The sequence below is a fragment of the Streptomyces sp. NPDC050732 genome, assembly GCF_040654255.1.
GTDB lineage: Bacteria > Actinomycetota > Actinomycetes > Streptomycetales > Streptomycetaceae > Streptomyces.
On record NZ_JBFAHP010000037.1, the window covers coordinates 60710 to 85255 of the forward strand.

The 24546-nt window shown below is 72.6% G+C and carries 22 protein-coding genes and 1 pseudogene; 8 read left to right on the top strand and 15 right to left on the bottom strand.

Translation table 11 applies throughout. The annotated features are described in order from the left end of the window. Positions 1 to 43 precede the first annotated feature (43 nt). The 6 genes from AB0H82_RS29165 to AB0H82_RS29190 all read right to left on the bottom strand — a co-directional run bounded on the left by AB0H82_RS29165 (position 44) and on the right by AB0H82_RS29190 (position 4682). A complete protein-coding gene (locus tag AB0H82_RS29165) occupies positions 44 to 1258 on the bottom strand; it encodes an MFS transporter (protein WP_362997905.1) in 1215 nt (404 codons plus the stop codon). 129 nt (positions 1259 to 1387) lie between these two features. After that, the gene (locus AB0H82_RS29170; protein WP_362997907.1) at positions 1388 to 1987 is read right to left on the bottom strand and encodes a TetR/AcrR family transcriptional regulator; all 600 of its coding nucleotides are present in this window, start codon (positions 1985 to 1987) and stop codon (positions 1388 to 1390) included. A gap of 55 nt (positions 1988 to 2042) precedes the next feature. Beyond that, positions 2043 to 2972, bottom strand: a complete 930-nt coding sequence (locus AB0H82_RS29175; RefSeq protein ID WP_362997909.1) for a phosphotriesterase — start codon at positions 2970 to 2972, stop codon at positions 2043 to 2045. Further along, positions 2969 to 3613 carry a DUF4865 family protein gene (locus tag AB0H82_RS29180; protein ID WP_362997911.1) on the bottom strand — a complete coding sequence of 215 codons (645 nt, stop codon included), beginning with the start codon at positions 3611 to 3613 and terminating at the stop codon, positions 2969 to 2971. Before AB0H82_RS29180 ends, AB0H82_RS29175 begins: the two co-directional genes overlap by 4 nt. 26 nt (positions 3614 to 3639) lie before the next feature. After that, the gene (locus tag AB0H82_RS29185) at positions 3640 to 4035 is read right to left on the bottom strand and encodes a cupin domain-containing protein (RefSeq protein WP_362997913.1); all 396 of its coding nucleotides are present in this window, start codon (positions 4033 to 4035) and stop codon (positions 3640 to 3642) included. 11 nt (positions 4036 to 4046) lie between these two features. Then, positions 4047 to 4682: a TetR/AcrR family transcriptional regulator gene (locus AB0H82_RS29190; protein WP_362997915.1), complete on the bottom strand. Its 636-nt coding sequence runs from the start codon at positions 4680 to 4682 to the stop codon at positions 4047 to 4049. A gap of 169 nt (positions 4683 to 4851) precedes the next feature. On the opposite strand from AB0H82_RS29190, the gene AB0H82_RS29195 reads away from it, so the two are divergent. From AB0H82_RS29195 to AB0H82_RS29205, 3 genes and pseudogenes are all read left to right on the top strand, one after another. Beyond that, a complete protein-coding gene (locus tag AB0H82_RS29195) occupies positions 4852 to 5145 on the top strand; it encodes an SHOCT domain-containing protein (protein ID WP_362997917.1) in 294 nt (97 codons plus the stop codon). After that, entirely contained in the window at positions 5142 to 6050 is a 909-nt protein-coding gene (locus AB0H82_RS29200; protein WP_362997919.1) for an ABC transporter ATP-binding protein, read from the top strand. Before AB0H82_RS29195 ends, AB0H82_RS29200 begins: the two co-directional genes overlap by 4 nt. Before the next feature lie 59 nt (positions 6051 to 6109). Next, positions 6110 to 8735, top strand: a pseudogene (locus AB0H82_RS29205) (ABC transporter permease). 38 nt (positions 8736 to 8773) lie between these two features. Here the strand turns inward: AB0H82_RS29205 and AB0H82_RS29210 are convergent. Further along, complete coding sequence (locus AB0H82_RS29210; protein WP_362997921.1) at positions 8774 to 9244, bottom strand: ATP-binding protein; 471 nt, start codon at positions 9242 to 9244, stop codon at positions 8774 to 8776. 194 nt (positions 9245 to 9438) lie between these two features. Next, entirely contained in the window at positions 9439 to 9771 is a 333-nt protein-coding gene (locus AB0H82_RS29215; protein ID WP_362997923.1) for a hypothetical protein, read from the bottom strand. A 329-nt stretch (positions 9772 to 10100) separates the two neighbouring features. Between AB0H82_RS29215 and AB0H82_RS29220 the strand changes: the two genes are divergently transcribed. Continuing rightward, positions 10101 to 11198, top strand: a complete 1098-nt coding sequence (locus AB0H82_RS29220; RefSeq protein ID WP_362997945.1) for a PLP-dependent cysteine synthase family protein — start codon at positions 10101 to 10103, stop codon at positions 11196 to 11198. Positions 11199 to 11219: 21 nt separating this feature from the next. Here AB0H82_RS29220 and AB0H82_RS29225 read toward each other — a convergent pair whose 3' ends face one another. Both AB0H82_RS29225 and AB0H82_RS29230 read right to left on the bottom strand, forming a co-directional pair. Next, positions 11220 to 11720 (bottom strand): SRPBCC family protein, encoded by a 501-nt coding sequence (locus AB0H82_RS29225; RefSeq protein ID WP_362997925.1) that lies wholly within the window; start codon positions 11718 to 11720, stop codon positions 11220 to 11222. Positions 11721 to 11782: 62 nt separating this feature from the next. Then, positions 11783 to 12658, bottom strand: a complete 876-nt coding sequence (locus tag AB0H82_RS29230) for a DeoR/GlpR family DNA-binding transcription regulator (RefSeq protein WP_362997927.1) — start codon at positions 12656 to 12658, stop codon at positions 11783 to 11785. A gap of 293 nt (positions 12659 to 12951) precedes the next feature. On the opposite strand from AB0H82_RS29230, the gene AB0H82_RS29235 reads away from it, so the two are divergent. Next, positions 12952 to 15219, top strand: a complete 2268-nt coding sequence (locus tag AB0H82_RS29235) for a hypothetical protein (RefSeq protein WP_362997947.1) — start codon at positions 12952 to 12954, stop codon at positions 15217 to 15219. Here the strand turns inward: AB0H82_RS29235 and AB0H82_RS29240 are convergent. The 3 genes from AB0H82_RS29240 to AB0H82_RS29250 all read right to left on the bottom strand — a co-directional run bounded on the left by AB0H82_RS29240 (position 15179) and on the right by AB0H82_RS29250 (position 18920). Further along, the gene (locus AB0H82_RS29240; RefSeq protein ID WP_362997929.1) at positions 15179 to 17590 is read right to left on the bottom strand and encodes a right-handed parallel beta-helix repeat-containing protein; all 2412 of its coding nucleotides are present in this window, start codon (positions 17588 to 17590) and stop codon (positions 15179 to 15181) included. The two genes, AB0H82_RS29235 and AB0H82_RS29240, sit on opposite strands and share 41 nt — an antisense overlap. Positions 17591 to 17747: 157 nt before the next feature. Then, positions 17748 to 18353 carry a hypothetical protein gene (locus AB0H82_RS29245; RefSeq protein WP_362997931.1) on the bottom strand — a complete coding sequence of 202 codons (606 nt, stop codon included), beginning with the start codon at positions 18351 to 18353 and terminating at the stop codon, positions 17748 to 17750. Between the two features lie 141 nt (positions 18354 to 18494). Further along, positions 18495 to 18920, bottom strand: coding sequence for a DUF6643 family protein (locus AB0H82_RS29250; RefSeq protein ID WP_362997933.1), 426 nt, complete (start codon positions 18918 to 18920; stop codon positions 18495 to 18497). A gap of 283 nt (positions 18921 to 19203) precedes the next feature. On the opposite strand from AB0H82_RS29250, the gene AB0H82_RS29255 reads away from it, so the two are divergent. After that, positions 19204 to 20496, top strand: coding sequence for a TerD family protein (locus tag AB0H82_RS29255; protein WP_362997935.1), 1293 nt, complete (start codon positions 19204 to 19206; stop codon positions 20494 to 20496). A gap of 4 nt (positions 20497 to 20500) precedes the next feature. Here the strand turns inward: AB0H82_RS29255 and AB0H82_RS29260 are convergent, their stop codons facing one another. Then, on the bottom strand, positions 20501 to 21691 hold the full coding sequence (locus AB0H82_RS29260; RefSeq protein ID WP_362997936.1) for a glycosyltransferase: 1191 nt from the start codon (positions 21689 to 21691) through the stop codon (positions 20501 to 20503). Positions 21692 to 21749: 58 nt separating this feature from the next. On the opposite strand from AB0H82_RS29260, the gene AB0H82_RS29265 reads away from it, so the two are divergent. Both AB0H82_RS29265 and AB0H82_RS29270 read left to right on the top strand, forming a co-directional pair. After that, positions 21750 to 22550 carry an aspartate/glutamate racemase family protein gene (locus tag AB0H82_RS29265; protein WP_362997938.1) on the top strand — a complete coding sequence of 267 codons (801 nt, stop codon included), beginning with the start codon at positions 21750 to 21752 and terminating at the stop codon, positions 22548 to 22550. 82 nt (positions 22551 to 22632) lie between these two features. Continuing rightward, positions 22633 to 23193: a hypothetical protein gene (locus AB0H82_RS29270; protein WP_362997940.1), complete on the top strand. Its 561-nt coding sequence runs from the start codon at positions 22633 to 22635 to the stop codon at positions 23191 to 23193. Here the strand turns inward: AB0H82_RS29270 and AB0H82_RS29275 are convergent. Continuing rightward, entirely contained in the window at positions 23174 to 24217 is a 1044-nt protein-coding gene (locus AB0H82_RS29275; RefSeq protein WP_362997942.1) for an O-antigen ligase family protein, read from the bottom strand. The genes AB0H82_RS29270 and AB0H82_RS29275 overlap by 20 nt on opposite strands. Positions 24218 to 24546: the final 329 nt, after the last annotated feature.

A 24546-nucleotide genomic window follows, 5' to 3' on the forward strand; every position in this document is an offset into this window, starting at 1 on the left:
CAGGACAGGTGGACGGTCAGACGGGCCAGGCGGGTCAGGCGGGTCAGACGGGCTGGGGCACGTCGTCCGCGGATTCGCGCACGGTGTCGGCGGGCTCGGTCCGCCTCGCGGCCGCGGCCCGGCCGCGCAGCAGGTCCGGCAGCAGGGAGAGCAGGCCGAGTGCGGCGAGGCCGGCGCCGATCCACAGCGGCGCCCGCAGCCCGAACGTGTCGATGGCGGGGCCGCCGACGGACGTGGCGATGATGATGCCGAGCGTGATGAAGGACGAGTGGACCGTGTTGACCAGCGACCGGGCGTTGCCGGTGCGCTGGACGCGGGTCACCAGAGCGGGATTCATCGTGACGCCGACCAGGCCGATGCCCAGCATGAACACGACGGCGGGGACACTCAGCCGGGCGAAGAGCGCGAACCCGACGAGGAAGGCCAGGTTCAGCGTGAGGCCGACGACGAGCACGGGGACGGTGCGGCGGTCGGCGAGCCGGCCGACGACGGTGTTGCCGATGACGGTGGCGGCGCCGTACGCGATGAGGAGCAGCGGCACGGTGCCGGTGGCGAATCCCGTGAGTTCGGTGAGGATCGGGTTGAGGTAACTGAAGGCGGAGAACGTCGCGCCGATCACGAAGGTGCTCGTGGTGAGGACGAGCCACAGCCGTGGGTTGCGGAAGGCGTGCAGCTCCTGTCGGAGGCTGCCGCTCTCCTCGCCTTCGGCGTCAGCGCCGCTCGGCACCCCGATGAGCGTGGCCGCGGCGGCGCCCACGGTCAGGACGGTGATCGCCCAGAACGCGGCTCGCCAGCCCAGGTGTTCACCGACGACGGTGGCGAACGGAAGGCCGAGCAGCGTGCCCAGCATCAGTCCGTTGAGGGCCACCGCGACGGCGCGGCCGCGCACTTCGGGCCGGGTGAGGCCGGAGGCCAGCGAGATCGAGACGCCGAAGAACGCCTGGGAGGCGATGCCCGTGAGCACGCGGGCGACCAGCATGGTGCGGTAGTCGGGCGCGACCGCCGCGAGCACGTTGCCCGCGAGGAAAATCCCGAACAACAGCATCAGGGCAGACTTCTGACGCATCTTCAGGACGGCGACGGTGAGGAAGGGCCCGCCGAGGGCCATGGCGGCGGCGAATGCGGTGATGAGATAGCCGATCTCGGAAATCGTGGCGTCCAGTCCGTCGGCCATCTGCGGCATCAGTCCTGCGACCACGAATTCACTGGTCACCATGGCGAAGATGCCGAGGGCCAGGACGTATACGGCGCGGGGCATGGTGGAGTGCTCCTGTCGGACAAGTTTTGGATGATTCAGTACAGAATTAGGGCATGAAAAGGCGCGGCGAGGCGAGGCGCGTGCGGCAAGCGCAGCCAGGTGTTGAGGGGGTGGGCGGGATCGGTGTTGCTAGCGGACCGCCAGGGCGTCCAGCGCGGTCTCGGCGATGGCCTCCAGGGTGGCCCGGTCGGCGCCGCCCTGTGCGGAGACCCGCATGCCGCCGATGACCGCGTTGACATAGGCGGCGAGCGTGTCGGCGGCCCGTCGGAGCGTGATGTCGCCTGCTTGCTGACCGGCCCGGATCGTGGCGCGCAGCGTGGCGAGCCGCGCCGCGAGATCGCGCTCCAGCAGGTCGGCGGCCTCGGGGTCGCGCCCGGCCAGTTCGACCGTGGTGTTGACGGTGAGGCAGCCGATGCTGTGGCCGTTCTCGCGGTGCTCGAACTCTCCGTCGATGACCCGGGCGAACAGCGCGCGGATGCGGTCCGTGGCCGACCGCTCCACGTCCTCCAGGATCTCGATCTGGGAGGTGTTCATCATGTCCATGTACCGGGTCAGGGCTCGCCGGAACAGGTCGTGCTTGCTGGTGAACGTGTTGTAGATGCTGCTGCGGCCCAGGCCGGTGGCTTCGCACAGGTCCTGGGTCGAGGTGGCCTCGTAGCCGTTCGCCCAGAAAGCGCGCATCGCCGCGTCCAGGGCCCGCTCCTCGTCGAAACTCCTCGGTCGGGCCATGCCGGTACCGTACAGTTTTGGAACGTGCAGTGCAATACATGTCTGGTGGCAGGTCCTACGCCCACTCCACCCCGAAAGCGCGCCCCGGATTCACCGTCAGAATCCGCTCCACCAGCTCGTCGCCGACCGCGAGTGCCAGCCGGGGCCGCACCCTGCGCAGCAGATACGGCATGCCGGGCCCTCCGTCGACCGACTGTGCCGCCGCGGTCGTCGTGTCGCCGCCCAGGAGGAGCCGGTCACCGAAACCCGCTTCCGCCAAGGAGCGCACGGCGTCCGGCATACGCCAGTCCGTGGCGTGATGGGACCGCGACGGGCCGTCGAACGCCAGATGGGCGCCCGACTCGGCGGCCTGCAGCTGGCCGGTGAGGTCGGGGGCGCGGTTGAGGTGGCCGAGGATCACCCGGTGCGGCGGCACGGCCAACGCGCCGCAGAGCAGGTCGAGTACGTCCAGTGCGCCGGTGCCCAGCTCCAGATGGACGGCGATCGGCGCACCCGTCGCGTGGTGTGCCTCAGCCGCGGCCGCCATCGTCCGGCGCGCATGGCCGTCCAGACCGTGGAAACCGCCCGCCACCTTGATCAGCCCGGCTCGCACGCCGGACTCCCCGATGCCCTCGGTCAGTTCACGTATGAAGAGGTCCGTCAGCCCGCCCGCGCGGAAGCGGTCGAGGAACTCCGGGGTGTAGTGCGCCGCTTGGTGGAGCCCCGTCGCGGCGACGAGGTGCACGCCTGTCGCCCTGGACAGCTCGGTCAGCCGTCCGGCGCACCGCCCCATCCCGTGAGGAGTCCACTGCACGACGCTCCGCCCGCCCGCCGCGCGGAACGCCGCCCGCTCGGCGGCCGCGGCGTCCGCCGAGTCCAGTTCCTGGCCCGGCAGTTGGGGACTGCGCAGGAAGAGGTGGTCGTGGGCGTCGCAGGCACCGAGGCCGGCCGGGTCGATGTCTCCGAGGACGGTACGAACCCTCCGGACCGTCTGCTTCTCTTTCACCACTGCCGCCCGCGCGGCAGCTTCTCCCGCTCGGGCGCCGAGAGGTGCAGCACCTGGAAGACGTCGCCGAGACCGTCCGGCGCCTCGTGCTCCCAGAGCGAGAAGTGCACGGCCTCCCAGGTGCGCGGGTCGACGGCGGCCAGCGCGCTCGATGCGCCGTCCTGGCGTACCGTCCGCCGCGCTTCGGCGGCGAGTTCGCCCGCCAGCTCCGGCAGCCGGGCCGACGCGGGTATCCGCTGGTGACGACGGACGGCGAACCTGGGTGCGGCTTCGGAGGGTGCGGCTTCGGAGGGTGCAGCTTCGGAGGGTACGGCTTCGGCGGGTGCGGTTCCGGTTGCGCCGCCCTCCTCGTACGCGAGGACGGTCCAGTTCTGCACCACCGGTCGCCCGAAATCATCGACGAGTCCTTGGAACCCGGGCCCCCAGAGGAAGGAGTTCATGCCCTCGGCGGTGTTCCAGAGGTAGAACGGCGCGTACTGGTTGACGGGCGAGCCGTCCTTGCCGCGCTCGCGCATCAGATACGCCTTGAACCCGAGTCCGGGAAACGTATCGAGGAGGTGGCCCTTCGAGGCGACGCGGTGGCGAATGACGTCCATGTCGTAGTCGGCGGGCAGGGTGAGCTCGTACTGCATCGCGTGCATGGTGGTGTACTCCCGTGGTGGCAGGCTCAGTTGGGGTAGGTGTCGGCTCCGACCAGGGCTCCCCAGTCGGCGGTGGTCCCGTCGGCCGCCGCCTCGACCACGGCGAGATGCGTCATGAACGTGCGCGGTCCCGCGCCGTGCCAGTGCGCTTCGCCGGGCTCGATCCAGACGGTGTCACCGGCCCGGATCGGTTCGACCGGGCCTCCCTCGCGCTGCACGAGCCCCTCGCCCTCGGTGACGTGCAGGACCTGGCCGTGGGGGTGGCGGTGCCAGGCCGTGTGGGCGCCCGGTGCGAAGTGGACGCTGAACATGCGCAGCCGGGAAGGGGGTTCGGGCGCGGCGAGCTCGTCGAGCCAGACGGTTCCGGTGAAGTGTTCGGCGGCCCCGCGCACGCTGTCGGGCCGGTTCCGGGTGATGTGCAACGCAGGCATCCTTACGCGGTGGTGGTGGGAGAAGCGCTGCCGGTGGACGCGGTGGCGGCGGGCGCGGTGGGTGTGCGGGAGGCCGCGAGCAGGGCGAGCAGGCCGCGTACCGCCGCGTCGAAGGCGGCAGGCGAAGCCGACGAGCGGGCCAGGACATAGCCGCCCTGCACTGTCGCGACGATCGCCGACGCGGTGTCCCGCGGATCGAGCGCGGCCGTGAACTCGCCCCGGGCGAGGCCCTCTTCGACGATTCCGTCGAGCCGCTCGCGCAGCCAGTCGAGCGTCTCGGTGACGGGCGCGCGCAGCTCGTCGCTCGCGATGACGTCCGGATCCATCGTGAGACGGCCGACCGGGCAGCCCTTCAACACGTCGCGCTCGCGCAGCAGATAGGCCTCGATGCGCGTGTACGCCGGCCCGTCGCCGCTCAGGACGGCCTCGGCGGTGGCCCGCATCTCCTCGGCGGTGCGCCGGATCGCGGCGAGCGCGAGGTCGGGCTTCCCCGCGAAATGGTGGTACATGCTGCCCTGCCCGGCGCCCGCGTGCTGCTGGATGGCTTTGGGGCTCGTGCCCACGTACCCCCGCTCCCACAGCAGCTCGCGGGTGGACTCGATCAGACGCTCCGGAGTGCTCATGCGCCCACTGTACATACTAGTAGGTACAGAGATCCATCGGCGGGGGAAGCAGGGGCGCATGTCGCACGTACTCCCCGGGTGGTACGCGTGGTGCCGCTGGCCGTACGACGACGTCAGGGCACTTCGGGAGCGAGTTTGGAGGCATCAGGCAGCACGGAAACCGCTTCGTAGGAGATGACTTCAGATGCAGACCCTGGCGCACTGGGACGGCGGGCCCGGCCCGTGGATCCTCTTTTTCCCGCTGATCTGGGCGGCCGTCGTGGTCGGCGCCGTCACCCTGCTCCGGCGCACCGTGTGGCGCGGCCGTCGCGGGCCGCTCCGGGCCTCGGGTGCTCCCGTCGGCATCGACGCGGACTCGCCCATCGCGGTGCTCGGCCGCCGCTTCGCCGCGGGGGAGATCGACGAGGACGAGTACTGGCGCAGGCTGACCGTCCTCAACGAGGAGTTCGGCCGTACGTCCAAGGGTGGTGCGGCATGAGCGCGGCGAGGGGCAGGACCGCCCACCCTGCCGACGCCGACGCCGACGCCGACGCCGACGCCGACACCGACACCGACACCAGTACCGGTACCGGTACCGGTACAGACACAGACACCGGTACAGACGTCAGCACCGGCGCCGCCCGCGTCGCCGACGCCGTGAAGGTCTACGGCAGCGGCGGCACCGCCGTGCGCGCCCTGGACGGGGTGAGTGTCACCTTTCCGGCCGGGCGGTTCACCGCGATCATGGGCCCGTCCGGCTCGGGCAAGTCCACGCTGATGCACTGCGCGGCAGGCCTGGACACGCTCACCTCGGGCGCCGCCTTCATCGGCGACACGGAGCTGGGGAAGCTGGACGACCGGCGTCTGACGCTGCTGCGCCGGGACCGTGTCGGCTTCGTCTTCCAGGCCTTCAACCTGGTTCCGACGCTGACCGTCGCCGAGAACATCACCCTGCCCATGGATCTCGCGGGCATCGACGGCGGCCGCGAGTGGACGGATGCCCTCGTCGACGTCGTCGGGCTGCGCGACCGGCTGCACCACCGGCCCGCCGAACTCTCGGGCGGACAGCAGCAACGGGTCGCCGTGGCACGGGCGTTCGCCGGTCGCCCCGACGTCGTCTTCGCCGACGAGCCGACCGGCAACCTCGACTCGCGCTCCGGTGAAGAGGTGCTGAACCTGCTCGGTGACGCGGTGCGCCGGATGGGCCGCACCGTCGTCATGGTCACCCACGACCCGGTGGCCGCCGCCCACGCCGACGAGGTCGTCTTTCTCGCCGACGGGCGTCTCGTGGACCGGATGGCGGGGCCGACCGCGGACAAGGTCCTGGACCGCCTGAAGGCGTTCGACACGAAGCCGCCCACGGGTCCCGCGCCGGGCGCCCACACGAAGGGCCCGGCATCATGAGCTCCCTCAACTCCCCGGACGCCCCGAACTCCCCAAGCCCCCGCAGTCGTTGGAGGTCCCTGAGCGGCACCGCACGCATCAGCATGTCATCGCTGCGCGGCCACAAACGCCGCTTCGCCGGTACGTTCCTCGCCGTCATGCTCGGCGTCGCCTTCCTGGCGGGCACGCTCGTCATGGGCGACACCCTGCGCGCCAGCTTCGACACGATGTTCGGCAACGCCACCAGCGGCACCGACGCCGTCGTCCGCAGCGCCGCCGGCATCACCACACCCGACGACAGTCAGGGCACCCGCCAGCCCGTCGGGACCGACCTCGTCGAGAAGATCGAGAGGATCGGTAAGAGCGGTAAGAGCGGTAAGAGCGGTAAGAGCGGTAAGAGCGGTAAGAGCGAGAAGACGGGGCAGGTGGCCGCCGCCGCGCCCAGCATCGAGGGCGCCGGCCAGCTCCTCGGCAAGGACGGCGAGCCCATCGGCGGCCAGGGCCCGCCCACCCTCGCGGGCAACTGGATCGACGACGAGGAGCTGAACGCGTACCGGCTCGCCGAAGGCCGCGCCCCCGCGAAGTCCGGCGAGGTCGTCGTCAACCGCGGCGCCGCCGAGACCGGGGACCTGGAGATCGGCGACACGACGACGCTGCGCACCCCCGACCCCGTCGAGGTGAAGATCGTGGGTCTCGCGACCTTCGGCGGCGAGGACGGCATGGCGCAGACCACGTTCACCGGCATGACGCGGGCCGACGCCGAGAAGTACCTCATGCCGAAGCCCGGCGAGGCCTCCACCATCCGGGTGCGGGCCGGCCCCGGCGTGAGCGAACAGGAGCTCGTCGACGCGCTGACACCCGTGCTCCCGCCCGGAGTTGAGGCCATCACGGGCGAGGCGTCGGCCGCGGAGAACACCGACGACATCTCGGGCCAGTTCCTCGACCTCTTCACCGGCTTCCTGCTGGTCTTCTCCGGCGTGGCGCTGCTGGTCGCCACCTTCAGCATCCACAACACCTTCGCCATCGTCGTCGCCCAGCGCACCCGCGAGAACGCCCTCCTGCGCGCGCTCGGCGCCTCGCGCCGCCAGGTCACCGCCGCCACCCTCGTCGAGGCGGCCGCCGTCGCCGTGGTCGCGTCGGCCGCGGGCCTCGCGGGCGGCATCGGGATCGCGGCCGGGCTGCAGGCGCTGTTCCCCGCCATCGGGTTCCCGTTCCCCGAAGGCGAGTTGGTGATCAGCGGGCTGTCCATGCTGCTGCCGTTCGCCGTCGGTGTCGTGGTCTGCCTGGGCTCCGCGGTCCTGCCCGCCGTGCGGGCCGGGCGTACCGCCCCGCTCGCGGCGCTGCGCGAGACCGCCGTCGACCACTCGGGCGCCTCACGCCGCCGCGCCGTCGTGGGCGCGGGCCTCGCGGTGGCCGCTGTGGGGCTCGCCCTGACCGGCGTCCTGGTCAGCCCCTCGGTCTGGCTCGCCGGGGCCGGTGCGGCGCTGGCCCTCGTCGCCTTCGTGGTGCTCGGCCCGGTCGCCTCCTCGCGAGCCGTCCGTATTCTCGGCGGGCCCCTGGACCGGCTGCGCGGCGTCACCGGCGGCCTGGCCCGGCGCAACGCCCTGCGCAGTCCGCAGCGGACCGCGGCCACCGCGAGCGCGCTGATGATCGGCGTCGCCGTCGTCTCCCTCTTCACGGTCTTCGGCGCCTCGCTGAAGGCCACGATGGACCAGACCGTGAACCGCTCCTTCGCCGGTGACGTCGCGGTCAGCACCCCCGGCTTCGGCGGCGGTGACAGCGGTCTGAGCCCGAAGCTCGCGCCCGCGCTCGCCGAGCGCCCGGAGGTCGAGACCGCCGTGGGCCTCGGCAGGGGAGCCGCGGAGGTCGACGGGGAGGGGCCGCGCGCTCACCGTCACCGACCCGGAGCCCTTCGCCGCCTCCTACGACCTCGGGAAGGTCGAGGGCTCGCTGGGCGCGCTCGGCGACGACGGCATCGCGATCACCCGGCCCGAGGCGGAGAGGCAAGGACTGAAGGTCGGTTCGCGGGTCCAACTGGCCTTCGCCGACGGCCAGAAGGAGACCTTCACGGTCCGCGTGGTCTACGGCCTCTCCGAGCTCGCCGGTGACTACGTCATCACCCGCGAGGCCTGGGCGCCGCACCGCGTGCAGGACGCCGACAGCGTCGTGTCCGTCACCTTCAAGGACGGCGTGAGCACCGCCGAAGGCAAGGCCGTCATCGCGAAGACGGTGCGGGACCACGGCGATCCGGACGTCCGGACCCGCTCCGAGTACGCGGCGGCCTCCGCGGGCGGCATCGACATGATGCTCACCCTCGTCTACGCGCTGCTCGCCCTGGCGGTGCTCATCGCGCTGCTCGGCATCGCCAACACACTGACCCTCGCGATCCACGAGCGCACCCGCGAACTGGGGCTGCTGCGCGCGGTCGGCCAGACCAGGGCCCAGCTGCGGGCCATGGTCCGCTGGGAGTCGGTGCTCGTCGCCGCCTTCGGCACGGCGGGCGGGCTCGCGCTGGGCGGCTTCCTCGGCTGGGTGCTCGTCAAGGCGTCCGACGGCACGACCGCGACGACCTTCGCGTTCGCCCTGCCGCCGGCGCGGCTCGCGGTGGTCGCCCTGGTGGGCCTGGCCGCGGGCGTCTTGGCGGGCCTGCGCCCGGCGCGGCGGGCGGCACGGCTCGACGTGCTGAGGGCCATCGCCACCGAGTGAGGCGCCTGCCGCACGTCGAGCGGGAGATCACCGCCCGGTCAGCCGGCAACGGCCGACCGGGCGGGAGTCTTCTCGACCACCCCGTACACGGGATACGAGGAGACGGACACCGCGGGGGAGGGGGCCGGAAGCGTGAACCACACGACCTTCCCCGCGTCGCCCTGCGGACGGACGCCCCAGCTCTCGCTCACCGCGGCGACCATCGCGAGCCCTCTGCCACAGGTGGCGAGCGACTCGACGTCATGGACCTGGGGAAGCCGGGGATCGTGGTCGTGGACGGAGACCGTGAGCCGGTCGAGCAGCAGCTCGATCTCCACGGTGCACAGTTTGTCCTCGGCATGCAGATGGACGTTGGTGAGCAACTCCGTCACACCGAGGGCGGCCTGGTCGATCAAGGGATCGAGATGCCAGTAGCGCAACTGCGCAGATACGATTCTGCGGACCTGGCGGATCCGCGACGGCAGGGCCTGGAGCTCTACCGTGCAATGCCTGCTTGGCTGGCTGATCACGGCTGCGACTCCCCGAATTGAGGTCCGGAAGAAGACGACGGATCGGATCCAGCAGGGGCCGCGCGGTCTGCCGCCTGCTGTGTGGCCGGCGGGGCTGGTTCGCAGCGTCATCGCCGGTAAACCCAGAGTGATGTGAGACCAGAGTGACCCAGGGGGTGGGGGCGTGCAACTCGCGCATGCTGCGGCGGGCCCGCTCAGCTCCGCGGACGCTGATGTTCCGTGGCGCTGCGCACCGCCTCGATGAACCTGCGCACCGTCGGCGGCCCGGTCTCACCGGGACGTGGTTCGTGGTCGCCGAGCGTGAGCAGATAACGGGTGCCGTTCACTTCGGCGAGAGCCCTGTCCTCCGGGGCGAACCACGGCTTTCCCGTACGCACCGCCTGCAGCGGCGCGCTGTCGATCTCCGTGCCGTAGCTGGTCAGCAACTCCAGCCTGCCGTCGGCGATACGGACCTGACCGGCACGCGTGAGGGAGCGCAAGCGCCGCCCGATCCGCACGCCCGTAGCCGTGAACTCCGGCTCCGCCATGGCTCTACGCCCCCTTGTGCGTTTCGGTGGTTCGCTCCCGCCGGGACATGCGTCCCGTGCGGTGAAGTCTGCACGCACCCGGCGTCGAGCACCAGTGCGCATGGGGGTGTCGAGCAGGCGCTTCGAAGCAGCCCACAACCGTGCTCCGTGCGCTGCCCCCGAGGCTGCGCCAGCTGCGCCTTTGAGGTGCTCAAAGGTGTGTTTATGCAGGTGAGAAGCGTGTGGCGGGTGTTTAAGATCGAGGTGTACGGCCGCGTCGAATCGCGTCCGGCACGACGCGAAGGAGCCCCGCCGTGAGCACCCCACAGCAGTTTCGAGCCGACGGGCCGATGCCGACGCTCGACGTCGACCACAGCGACGACACGTACCGTTCCTGGCTCAAAGAAGCCGTTCGCAAGGTCCAGGCGGACGCGAATCGGTCGGCCGACACACACCTGCTGCGCTTCCCGCTGCCCGAGCAGTGGGGCATCGACCTGTACCTCAAGGACGAGTCGACCCACCCGACGGGCAGCCTCAAGCACCGCCTCGCCCGCTCGCTGTTCCTCTACGGCCTGTGCAATGGCTGGATCCGGCCGGGCCGCCCGGTCATCGAGGCGTCCAGCGGGTCCACGGCCGTCTCCGAGGCGTACTTCGCGAAGCTGATCGGGGTGCCCTTCATCGCGGTGATGCCGCGCACGACGAGCGCCGAGAAGTGCCGACTGATCGAGTTCCACGGCGGCCGGTGCCACTTCGTGGACGACCCGCGCACGATGTACGCGGAGTCAGCGGCCCTCGCCGTCGAGACGGGCGGGCACTACATGGACCAGTTCACCTACGCGGAGCGGGCCACCGACTGGCGGGGCAACAACAACATCGCCGAATCGATCTACCAGCAGCTCAGGCTGGAGCGCTATCCGGAGCCCGCGTGGATCGTCGCCACGGCGGGCACCGGCGGCACCTCGGCCACCATCGCGCGCTACGTCCACTACATGCAGCACGACACCCGCATCTGCGTCGCCGACCCGGAGAACTCCTGCTTCTTCGACGGCTGGACGAAGAGCGACCCGGACGCCACGAGCGACTGCGGCTCCCGGATCGAGGGCATCGGCAGGCCCCGCATGGAGCCGAGCTTCGTGCCCGGCGCGATCGACCGCATGATGAAGGTGCCGGACGCGGCGTCCGTCGCCGCGGTGCGCGCCCTGGAACAGGCCATCGGGCGCAAGGCGGGCGGCTCGACCGGCACGGGCCTGTGGAGTGCTCTGAAGATCGTCGCCGAGATGGTGGCCGCGGGCCGCACGGGCAGCGTCGTGACCTTGATCTGCGACCCCGGCGACCGCTATCTGGACAAGTACTACTCGGACATGTGGCTGGCCGAACAGGGCCTGGACATCGCACCGTACGCGCTCGCGATCGACACGCTGCTGACCACGGGGGCGTGGCCCGAGTAACCGCCTCCCCTGGTGCGGAGCCTATGCCCCGGCCGTGGCGAGCTGCCGGTCAAGCGCCGTGACGGCGTCGCGGAACGACCGCCCGAGGCCCGGCCGGGCGAGCTTCATGGCACCGCGCAGGGGCGCGGCACCGTCCATGGCGAAGGTCCACCGCACCCGGGTGCCGGTGCCGGTGCCGGTGGCTCCGGTCCGGACCGGGGAGAGGCGCCACTCCTCGACCAGGGCGCGCAGCCCCGGCGCGTTCGTCTCGTCGACGCGGTAGGTGTACCGCTCCGGTCCGTCGGCGGCGAGGATCGACTCCAGGAAGCGCGTCCCGCCCTTGAGCCGGACCTCGCGGCCGGTGCCGCCGCCGGTCGGCCTGCACAGGGTGACCGCGGTGAACCACCGGGGCCAGCCCGTCACGTCCTCGGCCAGGGCGTGGTAGACCGCCTCCGGAGGCGCGCTCACCTCACGCGCGAAGACCAGACGCACCGGAGCGGAATCCACGAAGTCGAGCCCCACAGGGCTCAGTCGGCGTGCCATGTGACTCTGCCCCCCAGCAGACGGACGGTTGACCGAGCACCGTCACCTTAGCTGGCGGTTCGTCAGATGTCTTCGGCGGCCTCGGGGTTGACCATGTCCGCGATGGCGGCGGCGTCTTCGGCCGTCACCCGCTCACCCGTGATCACCAGCCGGTCCAGGTGCTCGGAGATCTCCGAACGCGCCTCCGCGGGCAGCCCCGCGTCGGTCACCAGCGTGTCGACCTGCGAGAGCGTCGCGAACGAACTCAGGCCCACCGTGCCCCACTTGGTGTGGTCCGCGACCACCACCACGCGCCGCGCCGACTGCACCAGGCGCCGGTTCGTCTCCGCCTCCGCGAGATTCGGCGTCGACAGGCCGGCCTCCAGGGATATGCCGTGCACACCGAGGAAGAGCACGTCGAAGTGGAGCGCCCCGATCGCCTGGTCCGCGACCGGGCCGACCAGCGAGTCCGACGGGGTCCGCACGCCGCCCGTCAGCACGACCGTCGCCGCGCCCTGCCGCTGCCCGGAGGTGCGCTGCGCGGAGTGGAAGACGTCCGCCACCCGCACCGAGTTCGTCACCACCGTCAGGTCCGGGACGTCCAGGAGGTGGTGGGCCAGCGCGAACGTCGTCGTACCACCGGACAGGGCGATCGCCGTGCCGGGCGCCACCAACGACGCCGCGGCCCGCGCGATGTCCTCCTTGGCGGTCGGCTCCAGGCCCGACTTGGCCTCGAACCCCGGCTCGTGCGTGCTCGCCTCGACCACCGGGACCGCGCCGCCGTGCACCTTCTCCAGCACGCCCTGGCGGGCCAGCGCGTCCAGGTCGCGGCGGACCGTCATGTCCGACACGCCGAGCTTGCGGGTGAGTTCATTGACACGCACACCGCCGCGGCGGCGCACCTCGTCGAGGATCAGGGCACGGCGCTGCTCGGCCAGGAGGTTCTGATTGTCGCTCACGCCCGGTACGGCCCTTCTGCCTCGTCACGTCCGTCGCGCCCGCCCGGAGCGCTGCCTCATCCTCGCACGCGCGCCCGACAGCCGGGCCATCGACCGGCGGCCCGCGCACGGCCGCAAGCTCACCGGTAAGGAGGAGATTGCGTGACGAGGGGTGCGCGCAGGGCCGCGAGCCGAGATCCTTGTGCTCTCACCATGCGCATCTCGGGGGAAGCGGAACAGTGGAGCGAGCCACGCAGGACGAGACCGCCCTGGAACTCCTGGTCCATGGAGTCGGGGGAACCACACCGGAACGCATGCTGGACGACCCGCGCACCGTGCGGATCACCGGCGACGACACGGCGGCCATGTTCCGCCGCACCGAGGACGCCGACGCGGAGCGGCGCCCCGACGACTACCGCGGCAAACCGGTGCCCGAGGCGTACGTCTGGTGCAACCTGACGTCGGGCAACGGCTCCCGGGCCCTGTGGCTCCTGCTGCTGCCCTTCATGGTCGTCAACCTCGCCCACTGGATGCGCCCCACCTCCCGCCACCGCAAACGGCTCGTGCGCACCTACGGCCTCCTGGTGCGCCTCATCGGCCTCACCCTCACCGTGCTGCTCGTCGCCGCCGCCTGCGAGCTCGCGCTCGACCTCACGGCGTGGCAGTGCGCGGGCACCCCCAAGTGCGCCGACGACCGCTCCTGGCTCGGCTTCCTCGCCACCGACGCCGCAGGCCACGGCGGCTGGTGGTCCCAGCCCGGCCGCCGGCTCGCCGTCGCCGCGCTGCTGCCCGCCGCCCTCACCGGCCTGCTCTGGTACCTGTCCCACCGCACCTGGAGCGCGTACGAATCCCAGCAGCCACTGCCCCAGCAGCCCGACCCGGAGGAGGAGACCAGCCGGACCGCGCTCGGCAGGCCCGGCTTCTGGTACGGACGGCGCCTGGTGGCCCGGCTGCGCGCCGCCCACACCGCCGCGGGACTGCTCACCGTCGCCGCGGCGGTCGGCACGTCGGCCGCGCGCCACGACCGGCGCCCCGGCGGCCCCGCCCTGCTCGACATCCTCGGCTGGGCGCTCGACGCGACCCTCGTCGTGAGCGGGGGAGTCGTCGTCTGGGTCGTGTGCCGCAGGGGACGCACCGAGAACCGGCTCGACCGGAAGCTGGACAGGACCCTGGTGCGCTGGCTGCCGCTGAGCGCGCTCGGCCTCCTCGTGCTCGTCCTGCTGTACGCGGGCTGGTCCCGCCCCGAGTGGCGCTCCGCGGGCAGGCTGCCGGGCGACGCCACCTTCGGCGGCATCGCGCTCGTCCAGGGCCTCCTGGTCCTGTGCCTCGCGGTGGCCGCCCACCTCCTGTACCGCACCTCTCCCGACGCCCGCACCGCCATCCGAGGCTTCGGAGGACCCGCCGTCGCCATGCTGTCCTGCGCGCTCGGCGGCGTCATGACCGGCGGCGGCGCACAGCGCGTGTCCGACTGGCTCGACGGCACCCAGGGCTCCATCGCGGGACCGGCCGTCGTGCTCACCTGGCAGGCGTCCGTGATCCCACCGCTCCTGGTGGTCGTCGCGGTGCTGTGCGGCTGGTTCGGCGTACGCACCATGCAGCGCAAGCGCCGCGAGATGGCGGAGCTGGAGCGGGACTACCCCGACGAGCGCACCGACCTCACCCGCACCCGCCGCATCGCGGGCACCCGCGCGCGTGCCGCCCTCACCGACCGCGCGCCCCTCCTCGTCGGCATCATCTCCGCCGTGACGCTGCTGCTCGGCGCCGCCGCGCTCACCGGCGCCTGGGTGACGGACGAGGTGCCGGCGAAGGCCGCGCAGGGCGCCCCGAACATCCTGGAGGGCGCCGCGGAGACCTCCCAGGCCCTCGGCTCCTGGCTCATAGGCTTCGGCTTCATACTGTTCATCACCTGGGGCCGCCGCGCCTACAAGGACCCCTCGGCCCGCCGCACCATCGGCATCCTCTGGGACGTCGGCACGTTCTGGCCGCGCGCGGCCCACCCCTTCGCGCCCCCGTGCTACGCCGAGCGCGCGGTGCCCGACCTGACCTGGCGAATGGCCAGCTGGACGCGCGCCACCAACGCCACGGGAGGCCGCCTCGTCCTCTCGGGACACTCCCAGGGCAGCGTCCTCGCGGCGGCCGCCGCCTGGCAGCTGCGCCCCTCGGTCCGCAGGCGCGTCGCCCTGCTCACCTACGGCTCGCCCCTGGAGCGCCTGTACGGCCGGTGGTTCCCCGCCCACTTCGGCCCCGCGGCCCTCTCCTCCCTGCACCGCGAGGTCGACTGCTGGCGCAACCTGTACCGCGCCACCGACCCCATAGGCGGCCCCATCCAGCTGCACGGCGACTGCGGCCCGCAGGTCGACCGCGCCGCTGCCCTCAAGGACCCCCTCGCCTACGGCCGTACGGAGGAGCACCCGCTGCCCGCCCCCATCCTCGGCCACAGCGACTACCAGGCCGACCCCGCGTTCGCCGAGGAGCGGGCGCGGCTCCTCGCCCGCCTCAAGCACGGCGTGCCGTCCCCGCGGCCCGCGACGGCCGAAGGCGTCACACCAGCTCCGGCAGATCCTCCGGATAGAGCAGGGTGAGGTCGTCCGTGCTCGGCTCGTCGAGCTGGGCGACCCGCCCCGCGTGCCGCTCCACCATTGCCTCGAAGGTCTGCCGCGCGGTACGTCCGTTGCCGAACGCGGGGCCCTTGGGGAGCGCCGTGAAGTACTTCAGGAGCGCCTCGGACGCACCCGTGCCGAGGCGGTACTCGTGCTCGTCGGCCTGCTGCTCCACGATCCGCAGCAGCTCCTCGGGGGCGTAGTCGCTGAAGGTGATGGTCCGTGAGAAGCGGGACGCCACACCCGGGTTGACGGACAGGAACCGCTGCATCTCCGCGGTGTAACCCGCGACGATCACCACTACGGCCTCGCGGTGGTCCTCCATCAGCTTCACCAGGGTGTCGATGGCCTCGCGGCCGAAGTCGCGCCCGGAGTCCTCCGGCGACAGGGCGTACGCCTCGTCGATGAACAGCACGCCCCCGCGCGCGCGGTCGAAGGCCTCCTGGGTGCGGATCGCCGTCGAGCCGATGTGCTCGCCGACCAGGTCGACCCGCGACACCTCGACGAGGTGGCCGCTCTCCAGGACGCCGAGCGAGGCGAGGATCTCGCCGTAGAGCCGGGCGACGGTCGTCTTGCCCGTGCCGGGGGAGCCGGTGAAGACCAGATGGCGGCGGACCGACGCGGCCTTGAGCCCGGCCAGCTGCCTGCGGCGGCCCACCTCGATCATGTCGGTGAGGGCGCGCACCTCGCGCTTGACGCTGTCCAGGCCGACCAGCGCGTCCAGTTCGCCGAGGACCTCCTTGGAGGCGCGGGCGGCCTTCTCCGGCGCCGGTGCGGCCGGCTGCGACGTCTGCTGGGCGGGCAGGGAGCCGAGCAGCCCGACGGTCTGCGTGGCCGTCTGCACGGCGGGCGTCGGCTGCGCCGCGGGCGCGGGGGTGCGCAGGCCACCGCTCTCGTCGCTCGCGCACTCCTCGACGAGCGGCCCCTCCTCGGAGAACTCGAACCCGCCGCGGGCGCACCGCTCCGTGCGGCACTTCTTCAGCGTCGTACGGCAGCCGTCTATGACATGGAAGCCGTAGCCGTCGCTGCCACTGACCCGGCAGCCGTGGAAGCTGCCGCGGCCGCCCGCGGAGACGTAGAAACCGGCCTCGGCGGGCGAAGTGACCGTGCAGCGCTCGATGGTGGGGTCCGCGCCCTTGGTGACGATCACGCCCGTCTGCACGGAGTCGATGGTGCAGTTGGCGAGGGTGCCGCCGCTGCCGTGGTCGCGGAACCAGGCGCCCGTGGCGGCCTCGCGGATCCGGCAGTCGTCGAGCTGCGCGGTCGCGCCGTCGCTCACCGACACGGCGGTATTGCGCACCTGGGACAGGTCGCTGTCGACGACGTCGGTGCGTGAGCCGCGGTCCAGGACGAACAGCGCGTCCGGCACGTCGTGCACCCGGCACGACTCCAGGACGGCGGTCGCGCCGTCGCTGACCCAGACCGCAGGGTAGTCGCCGGTGCTGTCGTGGATCTCGCACTGGTTGGCGTCCACGCGCGTGCCCGGGTCCCAGACCGAGAGTCCGTTGCGGCCGAACCGGCTCACCGTGGACCGGGTCAGGGTGAGCACGGAGCGCGACCGCAGGTCGATCGCGTTCTCCGGGATGTCGTGGATGCGGCAGTCGGCGAGGGTGAGGACGGCGTCCGTGTCGAGGGTGACGCCGTCGGAGGTGGTGCGGTGCACGTCGCAGTCGGTCAGGTGCGCCGCGGCCCGCCCGGTGACCTGCACCCCCGAACCCTTGACCTCGTACACCTCGCAGCCGATGGCCTCAAGCCCCGTGTGCTCCCCGGTCACCGAGAGGCCCGCGCCCGAGGTGTGGTGCACCCGGCAGCGCTCCAGGCGGGGGTGGGCGCCGCCGCGCACCGCGACACCGGACTGGCCCGCCGCGACGATCTCGCACTCCTCGAAGACACCGCCCCCGCCGTCGAGCACCGCGATGCCGATGCCGCCGGGGTTGTCGACGGTGCAGCGGCGCACCGTCGGACGCGCGCCGCCGCGCACCTCCAGGCCGGCCGCCGACCGCGTCACCACGCGGATGCCGATGAGCTCGGGGGCACCGTCCTCGACGAGCAGCGCGGGCGCGGACGAGTCCTGGCCCTCGATGAGCAGGTCCTGCACGACCGCGGAGGAGCGAACGGTCAGCGGCACCCCGTCGGACGGCGCGATGCGCACCGAGCCGGGGGAGCTCTCGGGGCCGCGCAGCGTCACCGCGCGCTGGACGACGAGGTTCTCGCGGTAGGTGCCCGCGGCGACGGTCAGTACGTCCCCGTCGCTCGCGGCCTCCAAGGCAGCGGCGAGCGATGCGTACTCGCCGGTGCGGCGCCGCCACCGCGACGTGCCGGTGTGCGTCACCTGGACCGTGCCCTGTGCCATGGAGTTGCTCTGCCCCCACCTTGTTCGTGCGCCGGACCTTGCGGGCTGTGCCGTGTCACCGCGTGTCGTGGCGGTGCGCAAGGGGCCGAGGAGTTCGGCCGGTCCACCGTAGCGCGCGCGGGCAGGCGGAGTTGACCCGATGGGCGGGGCGGGCGGGTCAGGAACCGGCGCCGGTGCGGCCCCAGTCGGGGCCCGCCTTCTCCCACGCCCGGTCCAGCCGCGCGTGACGCCCCCGCACGATGCGCCAGAGGATCAGCCTGCGGGTGCCCTCGATGAGTCCGACGCTCGCCGTGGCCGCGCCGAATCCGGCGAGCACCGCGTGCGTCGTCGCGGTCGCGCCGTCCAGCGGGCGGCCGACGACCCGGCCCTCCTCGTCGGTCCACAGCCTGAAACGGTCACCGGGGCGCGGGGACTTGAGGTCGGACAGGACGACACCGCGACGGTCGGTGTGGTCCGGCGCCTGCCAGCGCGCGAGGACACGACTGCGCGCGTCGCGTGCCGAGGAGGTCTCGGGGTCGGGGTCGACCGGGGGCGATTCGACCTTCCGCAGCACGGTGCCGGTGGTCGCGTGGCGCTCCTCGCGCTGCTGGTGCACCGAGGTGAGGAGGGCGTCCCGCGCCAGGCTCGTGGTGCACACGCCGACGACCGGGACGGCGACGACGATCGACACCAGCGCGACCAGGGCCAGCCAGGCCTCGACGAGATCGGTGCCGCGGCACAGCGGATTGTGCCGCCACCGCCAGAGGCCGACGATTGCCCGCACTGCCCCGCACCCCCTTCCACGTCCGTCTCAACGTCCATGCCCCGGCGCCGGGTTCCCCACCCGCGCGCGGGCATGCGGATGCCGCCGCCGGGCCGGGGCCCGACGGCGGCTTCACGCAGAGCGTGCCCCCGCGCCGTGAGGTCAGTACCCGCGGTAGGGGCGGTTGTACGGATCCTCGTACGTCGCGGGCGCCGGGCGGGGGGCCGCCGGGCGCATCGCCTCGTAGCCCGTACCGGGCGCAGGGCGCTGGGGCTGGGCGCCCGGGTATCCGCGCGGGGCCGCGGCCTGCTGCGGGATGTACGGCGCCGGGGCCTGCTGCAGCGGTGCGGGCTGCTGGGCCTGCGGGTAGCCGTACGCCTGGTTGGGGTGGGAAGGGGCGGCGGGCAGCGCGGGCAGCGCGGCCGGCAGTGCGGGCAGGTGGTTACCCGTGTCGTACGCGGAAGGAACCCGGATCGGGGCGATCTGAGGAGTGCCCCGCTCTGCGACGAGGGAGTCATAGATCGGGGTGTCCGGGAAGGACGGCGCGGAGTAGTAACCGCCGCCATAGGTGGAGCGGGGGGAGGTCATGCTCCATAAGTTAAGCCCTTGATGTGCTGGTTGGGGAGACCGATAAGAGGGTTGTTTTACGTGTCGACAGTGGTCGTCGCCCCCCAATGTGAGCGAACGTGGGAAAATCGGTCGCCGCGCGGCGTACGGATCGTGTAAAGGCCGAGCTCCTGGCGGGTTACCCAGGGTCGGCCAGGCAGGGCCGCGGGGGCGCGGTTGGGGGCCTCTCCGCGCCCCGGGTAATAGGTTGGCCGTGAACGGAAACGGCGGCCCTGCCGGACGGCGACTCGCGATGGGGGCGGACATGACAATGCCTAAAGGATCGAACGTTCCCGTACCGGCACCCGCGGTACGGGTCGAATTGGGGTGGGGTTCCGGAGCCGGAGTGCCGGACGCCGACGCGTCCGCGCTGTTGTTGTCGCCTTCCGGAAAGGTGCGCTCGGACGCGGACTTCGTCTTTTACAACCAGCCGGAGCATTCCTCCGGAGCGGTGCGCCACGAGGGCAAGCAGCGTTCCGGCGCCGACGTGAGCGATGTGCTGACGGTCGACCTCGCGCGCGTGGAGCCCGGCATCGAGACCGTGGTGCTCGCCGTGTCGGCCGACGGCGGCACGTTCGGCCAGGTGCCCGGCCTGTATATCCGGGTCCTGGACGCGTCGAGCGGCGCCGAACTCGCGCGCTACGACAGTACGGACGCGACCGTGGAGACCGCCTTCGTCCTCGGCGAGCTCTACCGGCGCCAGGGCGTGTGGAAGTTCCGCGCCGTCGGACAGGGCTACGGCAGCGGGCTCGAAGGCCTCGCGACGGACTACGGCATCTCGGTGGACGAGCCGCAGCGGGCGGCACCCGCGCCTCCCACTCCAGTGGCCTCTCCGACCCCGGTGGCCTCTCCCGCTCCGGCACCCTCGACCGCCCCCGCAGCCCCTCCGGCCGCTGCCGCCCCGGCCGCCCCCGCCCCCGTGCGCCTGACCAAGGTCACCCTGACGAAGGACGCGCCGTCCGTCTCCCTGACGAAGCAGGGCGGCACCTCGGGCGGCATGCGCGTGAACCTCAACTGGGAGGTGCGCAAGCAGTTCAAGGGCTGGGGCGCCAAGCTGGGCAGGGCCGTCGCCATGCACGCCGACCTCGACCTCGACCTCTGCGCCCTCTACGAACTCGCCGACGGCCGCAAGGGAGTCGTCCAGGCGCTCGGCAACGCCTTCGGAGCGCTGCACCAGCCCCCGTACATCCTGCTCGACGGCGACGACCGCACCGGCGCCGTCGCCACCGGCGAGAACCTCACCATCAACCTCGACCACATCGACGACTTCCGGCGCATCGTCATCTTCGTGACCATCTACCAAGGCGCGCGGAGCTTCGCCGACCTCAACGCCACGGTCACCCTCCAGCCGCAGCACGGCGCCCCGGTCGACTTCTCACTCGACGAGTGCACGGTCGCCTCGAACGTCTGCGCGCTGGCCCTGCTCACCAACAACGGCGGCGACCTCGTCGTCCAGCGGGAGGCCCGCTACCTGGTGCCGGAGCGCGGCGTGAGCCCGCAGCGCACCATGGACCAGGCCTACGGGTGGGGCATGAACTGGACGCCCGGCAGGAAGTAGCCGCTCAGGGCTGCTCGGGCGAGGGCTCCGGAGCGGTGGCGTCGGGGCGTGTGTACGTACGCCCCTTCCACGCGGCGCCACGTCCCCTGTAGTGCTGCACCGCCGAATCCACCGTCATCAGGAGGTAGAGGAAAGCGGTGCCCGGCAGCAGGAGCGCGAGGGCCGGCGGCTGCCGGTAGTAGCGCAGCATCGGCAGGTACGTCGCCGTCATCACCAGCCACGCGAGACCACCGGCCGCGGCCGCCGCCGCGTTCCCCGTGGCGAGACCCGCGGACAGCGCCACCGGCGGGGCGAGGTACACCACGGCGAGACCCGCGACCGTCCCGACGAGCAGCAAGGGGCTGTGTCGCAGCTGTGCGTACGCGCTGCGCGACACCATCCGCCACAGGTCGCCGAGGCGCGGATAGGGGCGCACGCTGTCGACGCGTGTCGCGAGGCCGAGCCAGATGTGACCGCCGGAGCGCTTCACCGCCCGCGCGAGCGCCACGTCGTCGATCACCGCGTGCCGGATGGCGTCGGGGACCCGGGCGCGCTCGGCGGCGTCCGTGCGCAACAGGACACAGCCGCCCGCAGCGGCGGCCGTCCGCGAGCCCTTCCGTGCGATCCACCGGAACGGGTAGAGCTGCGCGAAGAAGTAGACGAACGCCGGGACCACCAGGCGCTCCCATCCGCTCTCCACCCGCAACCTGGCCATCTGGGAGACGAGGTCGAAGCCCCCGTGGCCCGCCGCGGCCACCAACCGGCGCAGGCTGTCCGGCTCGTGGGCGATGTCCGCGTCGGTGAGCAGCAGGTACTCGGGGTCACGCGCGCGTGCGAGGGCCATGCCATGGCGTACCGCCCAGAGCTTGCCCGTCCAGCCCGTGGGCGGCTCGCCGGGGGAGCCGACGGTCAGCGGCAGGCCGCCGTGCCGCTCGGCCAGCGCGCGGGCCAGTTCCCCCGTGCCGTCGGAACTGCCGTCGTCGACGAGGAAGACCTCGGCCCGCCCCGGATAGTCCTGCGCGAGCAGCGACGGCAGGCTCAGCGGCAGCACCGCCGCCTCGTCCCGGGCGGGGACGACGACACAGACGGACGGCCACCGCGCGGGGTCCCGGCGCGGCGGCAGACGCACGTCCGTACGCCAGAAGAAGCCCTGCCCCACCAACAGCCACAGCCACGCGGCAAGAGACCCGGCGGCGATCCACGCAACGGCGCTCATCCGACGAAGTCTGCCCCACGGGAAGGGGCCTGTGGGGCCCATCGACTATGGTGACCGGGTGAAGATCGCGCTCATGGACTCCGGCATCGGACTGCTCGCCGCGGCGGCCGCGGTGCGTCGCCTGCGACCCGACGCCGATCTCGTCCTCTCCTCGGACCCGGACGGAATGCCCTGGGGGCCCCGCACCGCGGAGGACCTCACCGGGCGGGCCGTCGCCGTCGCCGAGGCCGCCGCCGCACACCGTCCTGACGCCCTGATCGTGGCCTGCAACACCGCGTCCGTGCACGCGCTGCCCACCCTGCGCGCCCGCCTGGAGCCCGCGATCCCGGTGATCGGGACCGTGCCGGCGATCAAGCCCGCGGCCGCGGGCGGCGGACCCGTCGCCATCTGGGCCACGCCCGCCACCACCGGCAGCCCCTACCAGCGCGGCCTCATCGAGGAATTCGCGCACGGCATCGACGTCACCGAGGTGCCCTGCCCCGGTCTGGCCGACGCCGTGCAGTACGCGGACGAGAAGGCCATCGACGAGACGATCGCCGCCGCCGCGGCCCTCACCCCGCGCAATGTAAGGGCCGTCGTCCTGGGCTGCACCCATTACGAGCTGGTCGCCGAGCGTATTCGCGCCGCCGTACAGCAGCCGGGTCTGCCGCCCCTGGTCCTGCACGGCTCGGCCGGTGCGGTGGCCGCCCAGGCGCTGCGCAGGATCGGCGCCCGCGCCGGCACCGACCCCGCCACCGATCTCGCGGTGCCCGCCCCCGGCCTCACCGTGCTGCTCAGCGGCCGCGAGGAACAGCTGCCGCGGACAGCGCTCACCTACGCGGAGGGGCGCATGCTCGCGGAGACCAGCCCCGCGCTCTGACGCACGGCGGTTCCCGCGCGAGCGGGCGGTGACGTTCCGCTACGCGGTGGCTTCACCGCCGAATCTGAGTAGTCTCGATGGCATGAAAGACCCAGCCCCCGACGAGCACGACGACGAGCGGGCCGCATCCGACAACCCGCACGAGGTCTGGACCGGCCGCGCGACCAACCGTGTCCAGTGGCTGCTGGCCTGTGCGGGCGCCGCCTGCCTGGCGCTCGGCATCGAGCTCGCGGTCGGCTCCATGTGGACCTCGGGCATCGCACCCCTGGTCATGTCCGTCGTGGGCTGCATCGCGGTCGGCCTTCTGATGCTCTTCGGGACGCTCGCCTTCGTCCATGTGGCCGTGAAGGTCGACAAGGACTACCTGGAAGTGCGCTGCGGCCATCTGGGGCTGCCGCGCCGCCTCATCCCGCTCTCCCATGTCGTCGGCGCGGAGTTCGCGCCCGCCGTGACGCCCCGGCAGTGGGGCGGCTGGGGATACCGCTGGCGGCCCGAGAAGGGCACCGCCGTCGTGGTCAGGCGGGGCGAGGGCCTGGTGCTCAGCCTGGGCGACGGCCACAAGTTCACGGTGACGGTGGACGACGCCGAGTCGGCGGTGCGCGCCATCCGGGCCCGGCTGCGGCTCATGGGGAACTCGGGCTGACCGGACGGACGGCTCCCGGTGGCTCCTCGTGCAGGGGCCTGGCCGTCGCGATGCCCGCGAGGAGTCCCGCCCCGGTCGTCACCGTCGTCACGCTCAGCGCGTTGCCCACCGCCGCCACGGCCGTCAGCGCCGTCAGGGCCGCGCCCGCCGAGAGCACGACCTGGGTGGAGCCGGGTGAGCGCCACAGCGCGTACAGCAGCCAGCCGAACACCGCCGCGAGCAGTCCAACGCCGACGAAACCCTGCTCCGACGCCTGCTGCAGCGGCGCCGAGTGCGGCTTCCCGTCCGCCAGGAGGTACTCGGCGGCCACCGGGCTGACCTCGCCGAACCGGCCCGGTCCCACCCCCATGGCAGGCTCCCGCTCCGCAAGGACCAGCGCGTCCTGCCACAGCAGCACACGGTGCCGGCCGAGACCGCTCTCCACGGGCGCCGTCACACCGCCCGGCAGCGCGTCGTCGGCCACCGCCAGCGAAACACCGGTGATCAGCACCGACGCGACCGCGAGCCCGGCGAGACCGAGCGTCCTGCCGCGCAACCGGGCCGCCGCCAGCGAACAGAGCAGCACTACGACGGAACCCGCGCAGCCGACCGGTGAACCGAGCGCCGCCGCGGCACCGGCGATCCCCGCTGCGAGCAGCCGCAGCACGAGGCGCGCCACCGGAGTCCGGGCCGCCCACGCCGCACAGCAGGCCGCACCGGCCGAGAGGATCAGCAGGGCGGCCGTGGCGCCGGTGTGGCCCAGGGGAGAGGACGGACCGAGCGTGAGACGCGGCGCCGCCACGGCGAGGCCGAGCCCCGCGAGCGCGCCCGCGCAGGGCGCCGCGACCGGAAGCAGCGCCCCGGAGATCCGCCCGCCCGCATAACCCGCCGCCACGGCGAGGACCGCGAGGAGCACACCCTCCGGGCTGCCGCCGTGCACACCGGCGGTGATCAGCGCCCAGGCGGCGCACGCCCCGAGCAGCGCACCGCCCGTCGCGTCGGACGCGGCAGGACGCTCCCGCGCCGCTGCCGGACCGGCCGGCATGGCCGTCCCCGTTGCCCCCACCCCGTCGCCCCCCGGTATATGACGGGCCCCCGCCGACGCGGGCCACGTCCGCGCTGACGCGAACCGGCCGGTGGCGGAGGACTCGGCCACACGCTAACGGCTGGGGCCGCACTGCGGGAGCGGTTGTGCAGGAACGGTACGGCTGGCGGTGGCGGGCGGGGGTCCTGTCGCCCCGGCCGACCGAGCTGTCGGCGCTCAGGTGACGCGGACTGGCCGGTGGCGGCTTCCCGATGCGTTCGCTCGGCGGCACCGGCGTCTGGGAGCTGTTCGCGCCGTCCGTCGGCGAGGGCGAGCTGTACAAGTTCGAG

Coding starts and splice junctions, on each gene's coding strand:
- AB0H82_RS29250 (WP_362997933.1), bottom strand. CDS start 18,920: ATGACCTCCCCCCGCTCCACCTATGGCGGCGGTTACTACTCCGCGCCG.
- AB0H82_RS29255 (WP_362997935.1), top strand. CDS start 19,204: ATGACAATGCCTAAAGGATCGAACGTTCCCGTACCGGCACCCGCGGTA.
- AB0H82_RS29270 (WP_362997940.1), top strand. CDS start 22,633: ATGAAAGACCCAGCCCCCGACGAGCACGACGACGAGCGGGCCGCATCC.
- AB0H82_RS29195 (WP_362997917.1), top strand. CDS start 4,852: ATGCAGACCCTGGCGCACTGGGACGGCGGGCCCGGCCCGTGGATCCTC.
- AB0H82_RS29260 (WP_362997936.1), bottom strand. CDS start 21,691: ATGAGCGCCGTTGCGTGGATCGCCGCCGGGTCTCTTGCCGCGTGGCTG.
- AB0H82_RS29235 (WP_362997947.1), top strand. CDS start 12,952: ATGCTGGACGACCCGCGCACCGTGCGGATCACCGGCGACGACACGGCG.
- AB0H82_RS29180 (WP_362997911.1), bottom strand. CDS start 3,613: ATGCACGCGATGCAGTACGAGCTCACCCTGCCCGCCGACTACGACATG.
- AB0H82_RS29165 (WP_362997905.1), bottom strand. CDS start 1,258: ATGCCCCGCGCCGTATACGTCCTGGCCCTCGGCATCTTCGCCATGGTG.
- AB0H82_RS29225 (WP_362997925.1), bottom strand. CDS start 11,720: ATGGCACGCCGACTGAGCCCTGTGGGGCTCGACTTCGTGGATTCCGCT.
- AB0H82_RS29190 (WP_362997915.1), bottom strand. CDS start 4,682: ATGTACAGTGGGCGCATGAGCACTCCGGAGCGTCTGATCGAGTCCACC.
- AB0H82_RS29215 (WP_362997923.1), bottom strand. CDS start 9,771: ATGGCGGAGCCGGAGTTCACGGCTACGGGCGTGCGGATCGGGCGGCGC.
- AB0H82_RS29170 (WP_362997907.1), bottom strand. CDS start 1,987: ATGGCCCGACCGAGGAGTTTCGACGAGGAGCGGGCCCTGGACGCGGCG.
- AB0H82_RS29220 (WP_362997945.1), top strand. CDS start 10,101: ATGCCGACGCTCGACGTCGACCACAGCGACGACACGTACCGTTCCTGG.
- AB0H82_RS29200 (WP_362997919.1), top strand. CDS start 5,142: ATGAGCGCGGCGAGGGGCAGGACCGCCCACCCTGCCGACGCCGACGCC.
- AB0H82_RS29275 (WP_362997942.1), bottom strand. CDS start 24,217: ATGCCGGCCGGTCCGGCAGCGGCGCGGGAGCGTCCTGCCGCGTCCGAC.
- AB0H82_RS29240 (WP_362997929.1), bottom strand. CDS start 17,590: ATGGCACAGGGCACGGTCCAGGTGACGCACACCGGCACGTCGCGGTGG.